This window comes from Micromonospora sp. MH33, assembly GCF_003013775.1.
Taxonomy (GTDB): domain Bacteria; phylum Actinomycetota; class Actinomycetes; order Mycobacteriales; family Micromonosporaceae; genus Micromonospora; species Micromonospora fulviviridis.
The window spans coordinates 1-17837 of sequence record NZ_MUYZ01000123.1 but is presented as its reverse complement, the minus strand read 5'-3'; the positions used below and the strand labels follow the sequence as shown (position 1 = coordinate 17837).

Sequence of the window (17837 nt, the reverse complement as noted above, 5' to 3'; positions counted from 1 at the left end):
CGAGCGCGGCGGCCGTCCCGACCGGCAGGTCGAGGGCGGCGTCGAGGTCGGGGAGGAGTCCGGCGGCGTGCAGCAGCACCGGGCCGCGGGCGGCCGGCGGGGCGGCCGCGGCGGCCTCCCAGACCGCCAGCAGGCGGCCGGGGTCGTCCAGGGCGGTCATCGCGGTCAGGGTTCGACGAAGGACGGCTCGGCGGGCTCGGCCACCGTGTAGTCGCGTTCCCAGCCCTCGTTCTCCAGCTTGATGCTCTGGATGGCGACCGCGTTGGCGTTGGCGTCCAGTTCGGGCAGCGCGACCCACTCCGACACCCAGCACCGGTACACCTTGTACGCGATGACCAGCTGCCCGGCCTCGTTGTACATCTCGATGATGATGTCCTTGCGGAAGTCCGCCAGGGAGGTCTCCGCGCCCAGCCCGGAGCCGTAGTTCCACACCTTGTTGGCCCACTGTTCGAAGTCCGGGTCGTGGGTGACGCCGCGCTCCAGCACGATCGCGTCGTACTCGGTGCGCCCCGGCGACTTGCGGCTGCTGCTCGGGTCGCCGCCGTGCCGGTGGGTGACCACCTCGGTGCTCCGCTTCAGCGTGCCGATCTTGCTGATCCCGGCGACGTATCGCCCGTCCCACTTCGCCCGGAACTTGAAGTTCTTGTACGGGTCGAAGCGCTGCGCGTTGACCGTGAACTCGGCCATGCCCGCCCCTCCTAGGTCGCCGCGGCCGCGGTCCGCTGCTGGATGCCGATCACCACGAACTCGGCCGGTTTGACGGCCGCGAAGCCGACCAGGATGTTCAACACCCCCCGGTCGATGTCGTACTGCGTGGTGGTCTCGCTGTCGCACTTGACGAAGTACGCCTCCCGCGGGGTGCGGCCCTGGAAGGCGCCCTGCCGGAACAGGTCCTGGAGGAACCCGCCGATGGAGGCGCGGACCTGCGCCCACAGCGGTTCGTCGTTGGGCTCGAACACCACCCATTGGGTGGCCCGGACCAGCGTCTCCTCCAGGAAGAGCGCCAGCCGCCGCACGGGCACGTACCGGTACTCGTCGGCGAGCACGTCCGCGCCGCGCAGCGTCCGCGCGCCCCAGACCAGCGTCCCGGTGGCCCGGAAGGTGCGCAGGCAGTTCACCGCGTACGGGTTGAGGGCACCGTTCTCGCCGTCGGTCAGCGCCAGCGCCGGCCCGGTCACCCCCGCGAGGGCCGCCTCCACCCCGGCGGGCGCCTTCCACACCCCGCGCGCCGCGTCGGTGCGGGCCATCACCCCGGCGACCGCGCCGCAGGGCGCGAACTCGCGGACCGCGCCGTCGCGCAGCGGGTCGGGCCGCCGCACCCGGGGGAAGTAGAGCGCGCCGTTGCGGCCGTTGGCGGTCAGCCCGCGCGCCCCGACCCAGGCCCGGACGGTGTCGGCGGTCTCGGTGGGCGGCGGGTCGACCAGCAGAAAGGCCCGCTGGCGTACGCAGAAGTCCAGGGCGTCGGCCCACACGGTGTCGTCGAGGGCCTGGTCGGGCACCGACGGCGGCAGGCAGAGCAGGGTGAACAGCTCCGCGTCGCGCAGCGCGTAGATGCCCTGCTTGGTGCCCTCCAGGGCGCCGCCGTCGGTGTACTCGGCGGCGGTCAGATGGGTGCCGTCGGTGCCGGTGGCCGCCGGGTCGGCGCTGTCCACGTCGTAGCCGCCCGCGTCGGGGCGGCCGGTGCCGGGCAGCGCCGGCGCCGCGCCGACCCGGACCAGGCGGGACGCGGCCAGCACGGTGTCCACCCGGCGCGGCCCGTCCACCAGGGTCACGTTCGGGTACGTCTCCACGGTCACCGGGTTCTCCGCCGGGCCCTCCCGCACGGTCAGGTGGAACAGTTCGTCGGCGTCCACCCCCTGCTGGTCGGCGACCGTGGTGGCCTCCTCGCCGGACGCGTGCGTCACCTCGGCGTGCAGCCCGTTGCCCCAGCCGCCCGGCCCCACCGCTTCGAGGGTCAGCGCCCCGTTCAGGTCGAGCTGCGCGCTGGTGGCGTCGCGGGCCAGCCGCACGATCACGGCCTGGTTGCCGCCGTTGAGGTAGAAGTCGCGCACCGCGTATCCGAGGCCGCTGTCCCGCCACAGGCCGCCGAAGGTGCGTTCGAACTCCGCGTACGAGGAGATGGCCACCGGCACGTCGACCGGCCCGCGCAGTGCCCGCCCGACGAACGCGGCCACGGCCGTGGCGACGCCGGTGATGGTGCGACTGCCGCCGGGTATCTCCTGGATGTACACCCCGGGATGGCTGAGCGTTGCCGCCATGACGACTCCTCGACTCCACGGGCGGCGGTACGCCGCTGGCGCGACTGTGCCGCCCGCCCGTCACCGCGCCGTCACCCGGCCGTGGGCGCCCGGAGGTCGCTGTGACCGATCCACGTCGTTTGTGCCCGTGTCTTGTCACGGAACTGTCATAGGATCGCAGGGTCACCTCCAAGATCGGCACAGAGAGTGGTGGTCGCTTTCCCCCGTTTCGCGAGACCACCGGAGGTCCACAGAAGATGACCGTGTCTGGCACAAGTGCGGCAACTGAGGACAGCAGGCCGCCGGGCGACGCACCGGTCCAGCCCGACCCTCACCCGCCGGGCATCGACCGTACGGTGCTGGGCGTCGCCGCCGCAGTGTCCGTGATCTTCGTCCTGTGGGGCATTCTGGCCACCGACAACCTGGCCTCGGTCACCAGCGCGGCGCTCAGCTGGGTGGCCACCGCGTTCGGCTGGGTCTTCGTGCTGGCCAGCGCCGCCTTCGTGGTGCTCTCGATCTGGCTGGCGCTGAGCCGGTACGGCCGGATCAAGCTCGGGCGAGACGACGAGAAGCCCGAGTTCTCCACCGTTTCCTGGGTGGCGATGATGTTCAGCGCCGGCATGGGCATCGGACTGATGTTCTGGGGTGCCGCCGAGCCCCTGTCTCATCTGGGCACCCCACCGCGCGGTCTCAACGAACCGAACTCCCAGCAGGCCGCCCGGGTGGCCATGGAGTATTCGTTCTTCCACTGGGCCCTGCATCCGTGGGCGATCTATGCCGTGGTCGGCCTGTCGCTGGCCTACTTCACGTTCCGCAAAGGCCGGCGCGGCCTGATCAGCAGCGCCTTCTTCCCGCTGATCGGGAAGCGCGCCGAACGGGGGCCAGGCAAGGCGATCGACATCTTCGCGATCTTCGCGACGCTGTTCGGATCGGCGGTCTCCCTCGGTCTGGGTGCCCTACAGATCAACAGCGGCCTGACAAACCTCTGGGACGTGCCGGAGTCCACACCGCTGGCGATCGGCATCATCGCGGTGCTCACCGTGGCGTTCGTGGTGTCCGCCATCACCGGCGTCAAGCGGGGCATCCAGTTCCTGTCGAACACGAACATGGTGCTCGCGGTGGCGCTGCTCTTCTTCCTGCTCGTGGTGGGTCCGACGGTCTTCATCCTCAACACGCTCACCGCGTCCACCGGCGGCTACCTCTCCGACCTCATCCCGATGAGCTTCCGCACCGGGGCCTTCGGCGGCGAGAAGTGGATGGCGGCCTGGACCATCTTCTACTGGGCCTGGTGGATCTCCTGGACCCCGTTCGTCGGCGCCTTCATCGCCCGCATCTCCAGGGGGCGGACCATCCGCCAGTTCGTCCTGGGTGTGGTGGTCATCCCGAGCCTGGTCAGCTTCCTCTGGTTCTCGGTGTTCGGCGGTACCGCCATCAGCCTGCAACTCGGTGGCACCGACCTGTCAACCGCCGTGGCGGAGAGCCCGGAGGCGGCGCTCTTCGCGGTCCTGCGGGAGTTCCCGTTCTTCACCGTCACCGCGATCCTGGTGATGGTGCTGGTGGCGCTCTTCTTCGTCAGCGGAGCCGATGCGGCATCGGTGGTGATGGGCACGCTCTCCTCTCGCGGCAGCATCGAGCCGAAGAGCTGGCTGGTCGCCGTGTGGGGCGTCCTGACCGGCCTGGTGGCTGCGGTGCTGCTGCTCGCCGGCGGGCTGTCGGCCCTGCAGTCGCTGACCATCCTCGCCGCACTGCCGTTCCTGTTCGTGATGGTCGGCATGGTTGTCGGGCTGCTCCGCGAGCTGCGACGCGAACCCTTCAGCGCGACGATGGTCCCGGAGGTCCGTGCCCTGATGCTCGCTGCTGCGCGTCCGGCGCCCGCGAACTCCGACGCCTCCTGACCCGTCACCTCGACGTGGGCCGGCCTCGGTTCCGGGGGCCGGCCCACGTCGGCGTGGGTGTCCACGTCCGGCTGCCGATGCCCGTCGCTCGTGCCGGCGCCCGGCTCCGCCCCCGGCCGTCCGTGGCCCGGTGACGCGGCGGGCACGGGCCGGTGACGGACGGGCGGCAGGCTGGGCCGGCCCGCGCACCAGACTCCCGCCCCGGAGGCGCTCCCGTGACAACCCCTGACCCGGACCGCGGTGGGGTGGTGGTCGTCCGGGTCTGGTTCGAGGACCGGCCGGACGAGCTCGGCTTCCGCGCCCTGGTGACGAGCTGCGTCGACCTGGCCGGCGGCCGGCCGGAGAGCCGGGCGGTGACCTCGCCGGAGGCGGTCGTCGAGGTGGTGCGCAGCCGACTGGTGGACATGCTCGCCGGTCACCAACCGCGGTGACGCCCACCGCCCGACCCAGGGAAGGCACATGACCGAGAAGATCAACTGGAGCCTCCAGGTCCGCGTGGCCCACGGCCCGCAGATCGCGGCCACCGGCGTCGTCGACGTCGAGGCGTACGACAAGGTCTCGGTCGAGATCGCGGCCGGGGAGAGCCAGCAGGTGGACCTGGTGCCGGCCGGCACCGAGCGGGTCGGCATGGTGCTGATCGTGCCGGCCACGCCCAGCGCCGACCTGTCGTACGAGATCGACGGCACGGCGATCGCGCTCGACGGCGCGCATGCCTTCCTCGGCGCCGGGGCGGCGCGGCTGCTCGGCGCGGACCCGGCGAGCCTGACCTTCACCAACGACACGGCCGAACCGGCCCGGCTGGACATCCTGGTCGGCCGGGACGTCACCCCGTGAGGGCCGTCGCGATGTGACGCCGGGGTGACGGGGCGCGTTCTACCCTGCCGGGGCAGGCCCGCGCCGCAGGGGAGGTCCCGGATGACCGCCGACTTCGTCGACGCCCTCGTCGCCGACCAGCCGGCCGGGGCCGGTCCGGTGCTGCGGCTGCTCGGTGACGTCCGGGTCAGCCACGGCGCCCGCTGGTACGACGTGCCCGAGGGCAGCAAGCGGCTGCTGGTCTACGTCGCCTTGCACAGCCGCCGCCTGGATCGGGGCCACGCCGCCGCCACCCTCTGGCCGGACGCCCCGGACTCCCGCGCGGCCGGCAACCTGCGCTCGGCGCTGTGGCGGCTCAACCAGGCGCACGTCGGGCTGATCGGGGTGGACCGGCACCACCTGGCGTTCCGGCCCGGTGTGCTGGTCGACATCGACCTGGTCACCGCCTGGGCCGGCCGGCTGATCGCGGGCCGCCCGGCCGGCGCCGACCTGGCCGCGCTGCCCACCGGCGGCATCCTGTTCGACCTGCTTCCCGGCTGGTACGACGACTGGGTGCTCACCGAACGGGAGCGGGTCCGCCAGCGGGTGCTGCACGGCATGGAGGCGATGAGCCGGCACCTGGTGACCACGGGCCGCTGCGCGGAGGCCGTCGAGGTGGCGCTGACCGCCGCTGGGGCGGAGCCGCTACGGGAGAGCGCCCAGCGGGTGCTGCTGGAGGCCCACCTGGCCGAGGGGAACTGGGTGGAGGGCCGGCGCGGCCTGGACACCTACCGCCGGCTGTTGGCCCGCGAGCTGGGCATGGCACCCGACCCGCGCCTGGCCGAGCTGCTCGACGCCTACCCGCGGGCCCGGCCGGTGGCCACCGCCGACCGGCAGCGCGCCTCCTCGATCAACGCCATGAGCTGAGCCGATGGCCGCACCCCCAACTGCTCGGCCAGCAGCCGGACCACCAGGTCGGCGTGGCGCAGCGCGTCGCTGACGTTTCCGTTCGCCAGCATCGCGGTGAGCACCAGGCGGTGGCCGCTCTCCCGCAGCGCGTCCGCGGCGACCGCCTCCAGCGCCCAGCCCAGCCCGGCGGCCGGGTCACCGGCCCGGATAGCCGCCCCGGCGGCGTCCTCCAGGGCCCGCAGGGCCCGGTGCCGCAGCAGCTCCCGGTGCATGAGCACCCAGTCGTCGTACCAGCCGGGCAGCAGGTCGGGGCAGCCGTCGGCGGCGTGCCGGCGCAGGAACGCCGGGTCGACCGGGCCCCGGCCGGCGAGGGCACGGGCGTCCACCGCCACCCCGGCGGCCAGCGCGAGCGCGCCGGTGGAGTCGGTGAGCAGCCCGGGCGCGGCCTTGCGCAGCCGCCACAGCGCCGTCCGCAAGTCCGCCGACGCCCGCTCCTCCGGCTTGCCGGCCCACATCGACCAGGCGGTACGCGCCCGGTCCGACGCGCCGCGCACCGCCAGGAAGGCCACCAGCCGCTGCGCGGTCGCCGGCAGGGCGACCGCCTCGGCGTCCCGGTCGAGGGCGAAACCGCCGAGCAGGCGCAGCCGCCAGCCGGCCCGTTGCGGGGGTACGGCTGCCGCTGCTGTTCCGGTTGTGGTCCACACGTCGGGCTCCGCTCTGCTCGGTGTGGGCGGAGGGTTACCTCTCGAATACCGCAGCCGGCGGGTCCTCGGAACGGGCCTGTCGGTGGCCGGACATCCCGTTCGTCCGCGCGGCCCAGCGACCGGTCCCGATCGACGGCGGGGACCGGCCGAACGGCTGCCCCGGCAACATGCGGGCCGGGACCAAGGTGGGCAAAGTCGTTGGCGAACCGCACGGGGTCGCCTATGGTTGGCCGCATGTATCCGGCCGGGCAGCTGTCCGCGACCGCCGTCACCACGGCGGCGCCCGCTGCTGCCCACCGCCGGCGTCCCGACGCGGTGCCCGCCCGTCCGGCGGGCACCCGCTCCGTCGCGCCCATCCACGGCCTGCCGAGCCCGATCCCCACCGACCGTGGCCCACCCGGATCCCCGTTCATCCGCGTACGGCCACCCAGGGCGAAGCCACCGGCTTCGGCCCTTTTCTTTTTCCTGGAGGGGATCTGACATGGGCACCGACCTGCACGACGACCGGCTCACCCGGCTGCGCGCCACGTTGACCGAGGACTTCGCGGCGCAGACGGCCCGGCTGACCGAACTCACCGCGGATACCGGCGACCCCGGCGAGGCGCACACCCGGTCCGCGCTGATCGCGGCCACCCGGCAGAGCCTGGGGCAGATCGGCGACGCGCTGCGCCGGATGGCCGACGGCGGCTACGGCCGCTGCGACCGGTGCGCCGGGCCGATCCCGGTCGAGCGGCTGGAGGCGGTGCCCCACGCCCGCTTCTGCGTGCCCTGCCAGCAGAAGCACCGGTGACCCGGTGGGCGCCGGGCCGTCACCGCGCGGCCCGGCGCTCCGGCGGAGCCGTCCAGCAGGACCCGCTCGTACTCTCGGCCGACGCGGGCTGCGTAGCCTTGGCCGGTAGACCGTCGTGACCGTGGAGACCGCCGATGACCAGCCCGCGCACCGTCCGCACCGCCCGTCGCGCCGACGTGGCCGCCCTCGTCGACCTGGTCGAGTCGGCGTACCGGGGGGAGCGCAGCCGGGCCGGCTGGACCACCGAGGCCGACCTGCTCGCCGGGCAGCGCACCGACCCGGACATGGTGGCCGAGGCGGTGACGAGCCCGGGCGGAACGGTCCTGGTCGTCGAGGACGGCACGGGGCTCGTCGCCTGCTGCCAGCTGGAGCGCCGCGACGACCACGTCTACTTCGGGATGTTCGCGGTCGCCCCGGGGCGGCAGGGCGGCGGGCTGGGCCGGGAACTGCTGGCCGAGGCCGAGCGGTACGCGCGGGACGAGTGGCACACCGGCGAGATGCGGATGACCGTGATCACGCAGCGGGACGACCTGATCGCCTGGTACGAACGGCGCGGCTACGTCCGCACCGGCGAGCTGAGCCCGTTCCCGTACGGCGACGAGCGGTTCGGCCTGCCGCTGCGACCGGATCTCGCGTTCGAGACCCTGCGCAAGAAGCTGGGCTGAACCGCCGGGGGCGCCGGAATCAGGCGCGGGGCGGCGCGTCGGCGAGCTCGGCGATCACCTCGGCGTGGCAGCGTTCCGGCACGCACCAGCAGCCGAGCCGGCGCCCGCGCAGGTCGGGCAGCAGCGCGAGCAGGTCGGGCCGGCCGAGCAGGTACGCCCGGTACTTCTCGATCACCTCGTCGCGGGTGCCGTCCGGGCCGGGCCGGTACGGGCTGGACAGCGGGGACTGCGGCAGCCGCCAGCCGCCGCGCGACATGGCCCGCCCGACGTAGACCACGTCGGCGTACGCCGGATCGTCCCGGTGGCCCTTCAGGTTGACGACGGTGGTTGCCCCCATTGGCTCACTGCTCCTCGCGTTCGCGCCCGTGGCGTCAGTCTGGCGGTCCGCCGCCGGGCGCGGGCACCGGGCCGGTGGAGGCGCGGACGATCAGCGTGTGGCCGGTCGAGCGGCGTCGTGGCCGGGCCGACCTGGGCTTCAGCGCGAGGGTCAGCGCCATCCGCCCCATCTCGGTCATCGGCAGCCGGACGGTGGTCAGGCTCGGCGCCAGGTCGGCGGCGACGGACACGTCGTCGAAGCCGACCACCGACACGCGCTCCGGCACCGGGATGCGCCGCGACCGCAGGACGGAGAGCACGCCGATCGCCATCGCGTCGTTGAGCGCGATGATCGCCGTGGTCTCCGGGTGGTGGTGCAGGATCCGCTCGGTGGCCACCCGGCCGCCGTCGCGGGTGAAGTCGGAATGGACGACGGCCAGGTCGTCGGGGGAGTGCCCGTGTGCGGCGAGCGCGGCGGTCACCCCGGCGAGCCGGTCGGCCACTGTGGTCAGGCCCGGGGTGCCGGCGGCGACGGCGATCCGCCGGTGGCCGAGGGCCAGCAGGTGGGCGCCGATGGCCCGGCCGCCGGCCTCGTTGTCCGGCACCACCGCGTCGACGCCCAGGGCGTGCCGCCCGATGACGGCGACCCGTCCGCCGGCCCGCTGGAAGCCGGCGAGTTCGGCGCGCGCCTCGGCCTCCACGCGCGGGTCGTCGTAGCCGGACCCGGCGATGAGGATGATCCCGACCTGCTGGGCGATGAGGTGTTGAAGCTGGCGCAACTCGTTCTCCGGGTCGCGTCCGGAGTGGGCGATCTGGACCAGCAGGTTCTCCTCGGCGGCGACCTGGAGCACGCCGCTGGCGATCTCGGAGAAGTACGGGTCGTCGATCTGGTGGACGATCAGGCCGACGGTGGAGCTGGCGCCGCCGGCGAGGGTGCGGGCGTACGGGTTGGCGACGTAGCCGAGTTCCCGGGAGATCTGCCGGACGTGCCGGGCCACCTCCTCGCTGACGCCCTCGCGGCCGGCGAGGGCGCGGGAGGCGGTCGCCAGCGAGACGCCGGCGCGTTCCGCCACGTCGACGAGACGCAACCGTGGTCCGGGTCGGGGCATGGGTAACTCCTGGGAGGCATTGATCCGCGCCGCGCTCTTGCCTGTGGCGTCGGGCACAGCTTAGGGTACGAAAGCGCTTACGTAAGCGCTTTCGTACGAACGGCGCCGCCGTCGTCCGACCCGCCGCCCGGCGGGCCTCACCACGGCCGTGCGGCGCTCGGACGGAACTCCGTCCTGTCCCGACGTGCCTCTGACCCCACCTCCGGGCACCGCACCACGCCCGGTACGTAAGCGCTTTCGTCACCGCCACCACCGCACCGACGAAGGGAACACCTCCCATGAGAAGACCTCGACGCGTCGCCGTCGCCGCCACCGCCCTGCTGGCACTGGCGCTGACCGCGGCGGCGAGCCCGGCCCAGGCCGACCGGCCCGGACCGCACGACGTCCACCCCGCACTCTGGTCGCACCTGGTCGCCTTCTACGACTTCGACCACCCGGTGGTCGGCGACCCCGCGCTCGAACGGGACCTGGGCCGCTCCGGCACCGAGATCGAGCTGGTCAACGGCGCCGAGGCCATGCGGGTGCCCGACCAGGCGTACAAGGGCAGCGGCGACGCGCTGCAGACCCGGCAGGTCAACCCGCAGGCCGCCGGCAACGACGACTGGAAGGCCGGCACCTGGTCCTCCAGCGGCGTACGGACGCTGCGCGCGTTCAGCGGCGCCGAGGGCACGACGGTGATGGGCTGGTTCAAGCGCGAGATGGACGGCCCCGCGCTCAACTCCACCACCGCGAACCCGACCGACCGGTTCAACGCGATCGGCCTGGCCGGCGTGCTCACCGGCGACTCCGACGGGCACGGCGTGCGCGCCCTGTTGGAACTCATCGACGTCAAGGGCGAGCTTCGCCTGGTCGCCCTCGGCCGCCGCGTCGACGGCGGGGCATCGCAGACCTTCGCCGCGAACGAGGACTGGCGGACCCTGCTGCCGAAGGGGGAGTGGGTGCACCTGGCCGCCACCTACGACTTCACCAGCGGCACCATGGCGCTCTACCGCAACGGCGAGCCGGTCGACGGCTTCTACACCACCGCCGGCGACCCGTGGCAGCTCAACGGGCCCGGTCCGCACGTCACCAGCGCCACCGACCCGCGCGGCATCAAGATCGGCGGGAGCTTCCCGCAGAACAACCTGGAACGCAACCCGTGCGACTGCCGCATGGACGGCCTCATGTTCCTTGACAGCGTGATCCCGGCGGGCGACATCGCCAAGCAGTACCGCTACATGGCCCGCTGACCCGTTCCTCGGACCGTCCCACCGAGAAGGAGAACCCGCGTGTTCATTCGCGCTGGCAGCACCGGCAGGCTCCGCAGAGCCGCAGTCACCGCCGGGGTCACTGCCGCCACCCTCGTCATGTCCACCCTGATCGCCGCGCCCGCCCGCGCCGACGGCGCGGTCTACGACCCGATCCCCGAGTCGCAGATCCAGTCGCAGCTGGGGCTCGTGCTCCAGGAGTACGCCAGCTTCCCGCAGTCCACGCCGAACCCGACGCCGGTCGACGCGCGGCTCGTGCGCAAGGCCCGGATCAACACGATCAGCGAGCTGCCCGACGGCTCCGGCCGCCGGGCCGTGCCGGACCTCAACGGCAACCTCTACTTCGTGGAGAACGGCACCCCGCACGTCTACCTCGACGTGGCGGCCACCTTCGCGCCGCAGTTCTTCTCCGGTCGCGGCCTCGGCCAGGGCTTCGGGTACGTCGCCTTCCACCCGGAGTTCGGGAGCAACGGTCGCTTCTACACCATCCACACCGAGCAGGCCTCGCTGGCGACCCGGACGCCGGACTATGCCCAGCCGAACACGATCTACCAGGCCGTGATCACCGAGTGGACGGCCACCGACCCGGCCGCGGACAGGTTCTCCGGCACGCACCGCGAGGTGCTGCGGATCGGGTTCGGCGGCCAGATCCACGGCGTCCAGGAGATCAACTTCAACCCGACGGCGAAGCCGGGCGACCCCGACTACGGGATGCTCTACCTTGCCGTCGGCGACGGCGGCCAGGGCTACCGCAACGGCGACCCGCAGAACATGGGCATGCCGCACGGCAAGCTGCTGCGCATCGACCCGCGCGGCACCAACGCCCCCAACGGCCGGTACGGGATCCCGGCCGACAACCCGTTCGTCGGGCGGGACGGCGCGCTCGGTGAGATCTACGCGGTCGGCTTCCGCGACCCGCACCGGTTCAGCTGGGACCGGGCCACCGGCCGGATGTACCTGGGTCACATCGGCGAGCACGCCGTCGAGTCCATCTACGAGGTCCAGGCCGGGGACAACTTCGGCTGGAGCGAGCGCGAGGGTAACTGGGTCTTCGACAAGACCGCGACCAAGCCGTGCGACAAGCTCTACCCGCTGCCGGCCGACGACGCGAAGTACGGCTACACCTACCCGGTCGCCGCGTACGACCACGACCCGGCCCCGGGCTGGAACTGCACCTCCGATGTCGGCGTCGCGGTGGCGGGCGGCTTCGTGTACCGCGGACACACGGTGCCGGCCCTGATCGGCAAGTACGTCTTCGGTGACCTGGTCGACGGCCGGGTGCTCTACACCGAGGCGAACGAGATGCGCCGCGGCGAAGGACTCGCCCCGATCCACCGGTTCGCCCTGTACACCACCTCCGGCGACCTGGTACGCATGCAGGACCTGTCCAGCCCGGGCGCGCCCGGCGACCCGAACCGGGTCGACCTGCGCTTCGGCACCGACGCCGAGGGTGAGCTCTACATCCTGGCCAAGGCCAACGGGAAGATCTGGAAGGTGGTCGGCACGAAGAAGGTGGCGGAGGGCGACGTGGGCCACACCAAGGTCGTCCACACCGGCGGCGCGCAGAATTGGACGCCGGTGACCCCGTCGAAGTGGCAGTTCGACGGCGACGAGGTCATCCTCGCCGAGGCCGGCGTGAGCCGCCCCGGCCCGCGCCGGCCGTTCGAGTACGCCATCCTCAACAAGGGTCCGGCCTTCTCGTCGGTCCAGATTGACGCCCGGGTGCGCCTCGACACCCCCGTGGAGGTCACCAACCGGGACGTGATCATCGTCTTCGGCTGGCAGTCCGACACGCAGTACTACTACGCGCACCTGTCCACCGACAACACGATCTACCCGCACAACGGCATCTTCAAGGTCAACAACGCTGACCGGGAACGGATCGACCACCAGTGGAACGGGCGCTCCCGGGGTGCCAACCCGGCGATCACCGACGCCGACTGGCACAAGGTGCGGGTCGTGCACCTGCCCGCCACCGGTGAGATCGCGGTCTACGTCGACGGGCACAAGGATCCGCTGCTGACCGCGAAGGACACCACCTTCACCTCCGGTCGGGTCGGCTTCGGCTCGTTCGACAACATCGGCCGTACCCGCCTGTTCACCGTGACGGGTTCTCCGGCCTGACCCCAACCGCGGAGGGGACGGCGGCCCGGGTGCCGCCGTCCCCTCCGGCGTTTCTGGTCGTGGGCGTGGCCCGCAACAACCTGCATACTCAAGTTCTTAAATGTGGGAAAGCCCATTCCTGGGCTGAGGCCGAACAGTGGGTTTCGACGATGTTTCGATCTCTGGTCGACCAGACGCACGGAGAGGCGCCCGCTATGAGGAATGCAACCAGGAGGAGCGGGCTCGCGGCGGCAGCCACGGGTGCGCTGGCCGCCGCGGTGATGGTGGTGGTCGGGCTGCCGACAACGGCCGTCGCGGCGACGGTGTTCAGCGACAACTTCGAAGACGGCAACACCGACGGCTGGTTCAAAGTCCGGGGGCACCTGGACCGTCGTCGCCGACGGCACCCAGGCGGCCCGGCAATCGAACACGACCAGTGAGAACGCCCGCCTGTTCGGCGGCTCCACCAGTTGGACCGCCTACACGGCCTGGTCAAGCCGCTGAGCCTCGCCGCGAACGGCCACGCATCCCTGCTCGCCCGCTCCACCGGCTCGACCGTCTACTACCGGCTGTCCCTGCGGCCGGGTAACTCCGTGCAGCTGCAGGCCGTCATCGGCAGCACCGTCCGCGGCCTCGTCGACGGCTCGGTGATCGGGTCCGCCACCAGCACCGCGATCGGCGCCGGCCGGATCGGCCTGGAGACCGTCTACAGCAGCGCGTCGTGCGGCGACGTCACGGTCACCACGGGCGCGGGGCCGTCGCCTACCGCCAGCTCGACGGGAAGCCCGAGCGGCTCGCCGAGTCCGTCGCCAACCGGGAGCCCCGTCGGTCCCTCCGTCGGGTGGCGCGCTGTACGTGTCGCCGGGCGGCAGCGACAACGCGGCCGGGACGCAGTCGAACCCGACGACGCTCACCTCGGCGATCGCCCGCGTCACCACCGGCGGGACGATCTACCTGCGGGGTGGGACCTACAACCTCTCGCAGACGGTCACCATCGCGGCCGGCGCAACGGCACCTCCAGCGCCCGCAAGAAGCTGCCCGCGTACCCGGGTGAGACCCCGGTATTGAACTTCGCGGCCATGAGCGAGGACCCCGCGAACCGCGGCCTGGCCCTGAACGGCTCGTTCTGGCACGTGTACGGCATCGTCGTCGAGCATGCCGGCGACGACGAGATCTTCGTCGGCGGCAGCAACAACATCATCGAGCGCACCATGACCCGCTTCAACCGCGGCACCGGGCTGCAGCTGTCCCGGATCGCCTCCGACACCCCCGCGACCAGTGGCCGCCCAACAACCTGGTGTTGAGCGCAGAGCCGCACGACAACGCCGACTCCGACGGCGAGGACGCCGACGGTTTCGCCGCGAAGCTCACCGTGGGCAGCGGGAACATTTTCCGCTACGCGGTGTCGCACAACAACATCGACGACGGCTGGGACCTCTACACCAAGACGGACACCGGACCCATCGGCGTGGTGACCATCGAGGACTCCCTCGCCTACAACAATGGCACTCTCAGCAACGGCGGCCAGGCCGGCAACGGTGACCGTAACGGCTACAAGCTCGGCGGCGAGGACATCCCGGTCAACCACGTCGTCCGGCGCAGCATCGCCTACCGCAACGGCAAGCACGGGTTCACTTACAACAGCAACCCGGGCACGATGACGGTGTCGAACAACGTCAGCATCGACAACGCCGAACGCAACTTTAACTTCGATGGCGGCAGCTCGGTATTCCGGAACAACATCTCGTGCCGCAGCGGCAGCAGCACCAACGACCGGATCATCGGCGACGCCGACAGCTCCAACCAGTTCTGGTCCGGCTCCAACGGATCCCGCTGCTCGTCCTACACCGGCGCCCTGGGCTGGTCCTTCGCCCTCCGACGGCCACCTCGCCGTGACCTTCGGCGGCAGTCCGGTAACGCCGTAACCGATCCGGCCGCCCGGGCGTCGCCCCTGGCGGGCACCTTCCCAACCTGGCGGACGGACAGCGCGGGGGCGGCGGCGAGCATGCCGTCGCCTCCGTCAGGATGTGGGGCATGGAGTTCTTCTGCTTCCACCGCGACCGGCACGGCTCCCTGGCACTGCGCGAGGAGCTGCTCGAGGCGCACTGGTCTTACATGGACCGGTACGCGGCGGAGATGATCGCCCGCGGCCCGACCTTCGCCGTCGACGGTGACACGCCCACCGGCAGCGTGCACATCCTCGACCTGCCCGACCCTGCCGCCGCGCGGGCGTTCGCCTTCGACGAGCCCAACTACCAGGCCGGCGCGTACCGGGACGTGCTCCTGCGCCGGTGGCGCAACACGCTGGGCCGCACCATGTGGGACTTCCCCGGCGGCCGGACCGACGGCAACCGCTACCTGGTGCTCGGCCTCGGCGCGGGGCAGGTCCCCGACCTCGACGTGCCGCCGGACCGGCCCGGCCTGATCGCGTACGGGCCGCTGCTCTCCGACGACGGCACCACGTGGCTGGGCACGGCGGCGCTGGTCAGGGCTGCGGACCCGGACGAGGCGCGCGCCGTCCTGAACCCGGACCGGTACGCCGAGATCGAGGTGCACGACTGGGCGTTCGGCGGGCGGCCGTCCTGAGCTGATCGGGGCGATCGTCACCGCGGCGGCGGACGCACGACGTCCTACCGGCTACGATCACGGCTCACATCCGCACAACGGCACCAAGCCCACGATGCGTGGAGGCTACCGAATGCCTCCGCAGCGATTCAGCCGCTCCTTCTGCGACCTTGACGAGATTCTATAAAGTCCTGTGCGGATGCGAGACCTCGGAGGAGGGCGTCGGTGAGATTGGTTGCGGGCGTTGCAGTGCTGGCTTGCCTGGCGGCATGCCAGTCAACTCCCAAGCAGGCAACCTCCGACGGGTCCGATCCGATCGTCACTACCAAGGCGTCACAGCCGTCGATCGCATTGCCGGCCGAGACCTTCGACCTGTCCTGGCGTCAGCTCGATCATTACATCAGCCAGGATGGGCGATTTGAAGCCAAGCATGTCAACGAATGGATAGTGGTCACCCGGGACGGCGAGGAGTTCGGTCGGTTTGGTACTGCTGTCGAGCGCAACCTCGGTGCGGACTTCTCGCCGGACGGGCATTACCTCGCCGTAGCGGATCCGGATACGGTGATCATTTATGATCTGACGACCAAGCAGCCGAAGGCTTTGTTCACTCCGCCCTTGGAGAGCATCCGTTTCTCGGCGGACAGCGCCTACCTGGTCGGCCGGGAGGACTACCAGAAGGTGCGCAACGGACGTCTTGTGGTCATTGACCCAGCGACTGGGAAATGGATCAGCTCACCGGTCCCGCCGGAGATAGAGGTGTCCAACGATCCGGGCTCCTATTGGTACTCGGAATCATTCGCCGTCTTTGATCACGGAAAGCAGGTCGTGGCCGCGGGCAGCGACGGCTTCCTGCACTGGGCGGTGGAGAGCCAGAAACTCACCTGGGTGCCGTGCGGCTGCGGAGCTGACACGGGCGCGGTAAACCGGGCCGGAAGCCTGGTGGCCCTGGTGATTCCGGACAACAAGCTGTCGCTGTGGGACGTGGCTGGCCGACGCGAGCAGCGGGCCTGGACGCTGCCTGAGCGACCCCCGCTGAACGGGGACTATCAACTGCGGTATTTCGGTGTGGAGCCGCACTTCACGGAGGACGGGAAATGGCTGCTGCTCGACGGAGGCGAGGGCGGGCAGGTCTGGTCGATACCCGACGGCGTCCGCGTAAAGATCCTGCCACGCGGCAAGAAATAAGCCCACAGCGGCGGCTGCTGCAGTCGATCAGCAAAGGTTGGTGGTTCGTGGTCGGCGGCACCGTCACGGCTGTCATCGCTGCCGCGACGGGCATCTATGTGCCGAAGATGCTCGACCCGCAGGACGAGCGGCCGGTCGCGGTCAACCTCGTGAGCAACCCGGCCACCGTGCCGGCCTGGGGAAACGACGTGTTCTCGGTTGTCATGCCCGCGGATGCACGTCCGGCCACACATCCTCCAACCGACTGCCCTGCGATAGTGGATTGGGCGCACGGCAACGGCGGGGTGGATCAGGAGGTCACCCGGGTACGGCTGGTGGTGCAGGGCGCATCCGACAAGGGTGTGCTCATCGAGGGAATGCGCGCACGGGTCATCAGGCGTTCGGCGAATCCCGCCCCGGGCGGCACCTCGCTGACCTGCGGCGGCGGACAGGGCACTGTCACGCCCCGACAGGTCACCATGGACCTGGATGACGCGGAACCCTCAGCCGAGTACGCCACCAAGGTGGACGGCCGGCTGCCGCTCTTCGGGTTCACCCTCGAAAAGGGAGAGACAGAGGTCTTCGAGCTGTCCGCCACCACAAAGGGCACGGTGGAGTGGGTCATCAAGCTGGACCTCGTCGTTGGCGGCGAGTCGCAGAACGTCGAAGTAACCAACCATGGCCGATCATTCCGGACGACCGGCTTCATCAGCACGCATGGTTATCGGGTCATGGCCGGGACCGACCATTGGGTGGAGTGCGCCGGAACTCCACCGACCTGCGGCACCAGAGCGGTTTCGCCCGCTGACTTCCGCTACTCCTGACCGGTTCTGTCCAGGAGCAGGCGCGCACCGTAACGCGCGGCCGCTGTCCTACGAGGAGCGCCGTGCTATCCGCGCGTCAGCTGCCGGGACAGCGCTTCGCCGGCCGCGGCCAGCCAGGTCGTCGGGTCGTTCAGGGCCACGTCGACCGAGCCGGCGAGTCCCACCAGCGACATCGCCGCCGACACCGACCCGGGAACGGTCCCGGAGATCTGGCCGGCGACCACCCCGACGGGAACGGCGGCGGCGCCCGCGGCATCCAGCAGCGAACCGACCACCTTGCCGGTCAGTGAGGTCTCGTCGAACCGCCCCTCGCCGGTGAGCACCACGTCCGCGCCGACGAGCGCCTCCGCGAGCCCGACCAGTTCGGCGATGGTCGTCGCGCCCGGCACGATCCGGGCTCCCCACAGGGCGGCGAGACCGTAGGCGGCGCCGCCGGCCGCGCCAGCGCCCGGCTCGTCCGGCTGGCCGCCGGCCAGCTCGGCGAGGCGGCGCAGCGCCCCGTCCAGCAGCGTCACGTC

At 71.5% G+C, this 17837-nt stretch carries 20 protein-coding genes; 14 read left to right on the top strand and 6 right to left on the bottom strand.

The window, feature by feature from the left end; translation table 11 throughout:
- Positions 1-165 precede the first annotated feature (165 nt).
- Together B0E53_RS19255 and B0E53_RS19250 are read right to left on the bottom strand one after the other, a co-directional pair.
- Positions 166-687: a phage tail protein gene (locus tag B0E53_RS19255; protein WP_091261579.1), complete on the bottom strand. Its 522-nt coding sequence runs from the start codon at positions 685-687 to the stop codon at positions 166-168.
- Positions 688-698: 11 nt separating this feature from the next.
- A complete protein-coding gene (locus tag B0E53_RS19250) occupies positions 699-2258 on the bottom strand; it encodes a phage tail sheath subtilisin-like domain-containing protein (RefSeq protein WP_107077337.1) in 1560 nt (519 codons plus the stop codon).
- Positions 2259-2593: 335 nt separating this feature from the next.
- Between B0E53_RS19250 and B0E53_RS19245 the strand changes: the two genes are divergently transcribed.
- The 4 genes from B0E53_RS19245 (at position 2594) to B0E53_RS19230 (ending at position 5851) form a co-directional block, all read left to right on the top strand.
- Entirely contained in the window at positions 2594-4132 is a 1539-nt protein-coding gene (locus B0E53_RS19245) for a BCCT family transporter (protein WP_246835487.1), read from the top strand.
- 215 nt (positions 4133-4347) lie between these two features.
- Positions 4348-4563 carry a hypothetical protein gene (locus B0E53_RS19240; RefSeq protein WP_146167709.1) on the top strand — a complete coding sequence of 72 codons (216 nt, stop codon included), beginning with the start codon at positions 4348-4350 and terminating at the stop codon, positions 4561-4563.
- Positions 4564-4591: 28 nt separating this feature from the next.
- A complete protein-coding gene (locus B0E53_RS19235; RefSeq protein ID WP_091308430.1) occupies positions 4592-4966 on the top strand; it encodes a hypothetical protein in 375 nt (124 codons plus the stop codon).
- An 81-nt stretch (positions 4967-5047) separates the two neighbouring features.
- A complete protein-coding gene (locus B0E53_RS19230; RefSeq protein ID WP_107077334.1) occupies positions 5048-5851 on the top strand; it encodes a BTAD domain-containing putative transcriptional regulator in 804 nt (267 codons plus the stop codon).
- Here B0E53_RS19230 and B0E53_RS19225 read toward each other — a convergent pair.
- A complete protein-coding gene (locus B0E53_RS19225) occupies positions 5782-6537 on the bottom strand; it encodes a BTAD domain-containing putative transcriptional regulator (RefSeq protein WP_107077333.1) in 756 nt (251 codons plus the stop codon). The two genes, B0E53_RS19230 and B0E53_RS19225, sit on opposite strands and share 70 nt — an antisense overlap.
- A 481-nt stretch (positions 6538-7018) precedes the next feature.
- Between B0E53_RS19225 and B0E53_RS19220 the strand changes: the two genes are divergently transcribed.
- Both B0E53_RS19220 and B0E53_RS19215 read left to right on the top strand, forming a co-directional pair.
- A complete protein-coding gene (locus B0E53_RS19220) occupies positions 7019-7327 on the top strand; it encodes a TraR/DksA C4-type zinc finger protein (RefSeq protein WP_107077332.1) in 309 nt (102 codons plus the stop codon).
- A gap of 134 nt (positions 7328-7461) precedes the next feature.
- On the top strand, positions 7462-7992 hold the full coding sequence (locus B0E53_RS19215; RefSeq protein ID WP_107077331.1) for a GNAT family N-acetyltransferase: 531 nt from the start codon (positions 7462-7464) through the stop codon (positions 7990-7992).
- 19 nt (positions 7993-8011) lie between these two features.
- Here B0E53_RS19215 and B0E53_RS19210 read toward each other — a convergent pair whose 3' ends face one another.
- Together B0E53_RS19210 and B0E53_RS19205 are read right to left on the bottom strand one after the other, a co-directional pair.
- Positions 8012-8329 (bottom strand): DUF4326 domain-containing protein, encoded by a 318-nt coding sequence (locus B0E53_RS19210; RefSeq protein WP_107077330.1) that lies wholly within the window; start codon positions 8327-8329, stop codon positions 8012-8014.
- 34 nt (positions 8330-8363) lie between these two features.
- Entirely contained in the window at positions 8364-9416 is a 1053-nt protein-coding gene (locus tag B0E53_RS19205; RefSeq protein ID WP_107077329.1) for a LacI family DNA-binding transcriptional regulator, read from the bottom strand.
- A gap of 278 nt (positions 9417-9694) precedes the next feature.
- On the opposite strand from B0E53_RS19205, the gene B0E53_RS19200 reads away from it, so the two are divergent.
- From B0E53_RS19200 to B0E53_RS19175, 8 genes are all read left to right on the top strand, one after another.
- Entirely contained in the window at positions 9695-10645 is a 951-nt protein-coding gene (locus tag B0E53_RS19200; protein WP_107077328.1) for a LamG-like jellyroll fold domain-containing protein, read from the top strand.
- A 39-nt stretch (positions 10646-10684) separates the two neighbouring features.
- A complete protein-coding gene (locus B0E53_RS19195; RefSeq protein ID WP_246835486.1) occupies positions 10685-12787 on the top strand; it encodes a PQQ-dependent sugar dehydrogenase in 2103 nt (700 codons plus the stop codon).
- A 65-nt stretch (positions 12788-12852) separates the two neighbouring features.
- Positions 12853-13206 (top strand): hypothetical protein, encoded by a 354-nt coding sequence (locus B0E53_RS39480; RefSeq protein WP_246835485.1) that lies wholly within the window; start codon positions 12853-12855, stop codon positions 13204-13206.
- Positions 13207-13236: 30 nt separating this feature from the next.
- Positions 13237-14070: a hypothetical protein gene (locus B0E53_RS39475; protein ID WP_246835484.1), complete on the top strand. Its 834-nt coding sequence runs from the start codon at positions 13237-13239 to the stop codon at positions 14068-14070.
- Positions 14067-14906, top strand: a complete 840-nt coding sequence (locus B0E53_RS39470) for a hypothetical protein (RefSeq protein ID WP_246835483.1) — start codon at positions 14067-14069, stop codon at positions 14904-14906. Before B0E53_RS39475 ends, B0E53_RS39470 begins: the two co-directional genes overlap by 4 nt.
- Complete coding sequence (locus B0E53_RS19185; RefSeq protein ID WP_107077327.1) at positions 14801-15352, top strand: YciI family protein; 552 nt, start codon at positions 14801-14803, stop codon at positions 15350-15352. Before B0E53_RS39470 ends, B0E53_RS19185 begins: the two co-directional genes overlap by 106 nt.
- Before the next feature lie 204 nt (positions 15353-15556).
- Positions 15557-16516, top strand: coding sequence for a WD40 repeat domain-containing protein (locus tag B0E53_RS19180; RefSeq protein WP_146167708.1), 960 nt, complete (start codon positions 15557-15559; stop codon positions 16514-16516).
- Between the two features lie 47 nt (positions 16517-16563).
- Complete coding sequence (locus B0E53_RS19175; RefSeq protein ID WP_107077325.1) at positions 16564-17319, top strand: hypothetical protein; 756 nt, start codon at positions 16564-16566, stop codon at positions 17317-17319.
- 65 nt (positions 17320-17384) lie between these two features.
- On the opposite strand, the gene B0E53_RS19170 is transcribed toward B0E53_RS19175, so the two are convergent.
- Positions 17385-17837, bottom strand: a 453-nt coding sequence (locus B0E53_RS19170; protein ID WP_146167707.1) for a glycerate kinase, incomplete at its 5' end; no start/stop codon positions are given.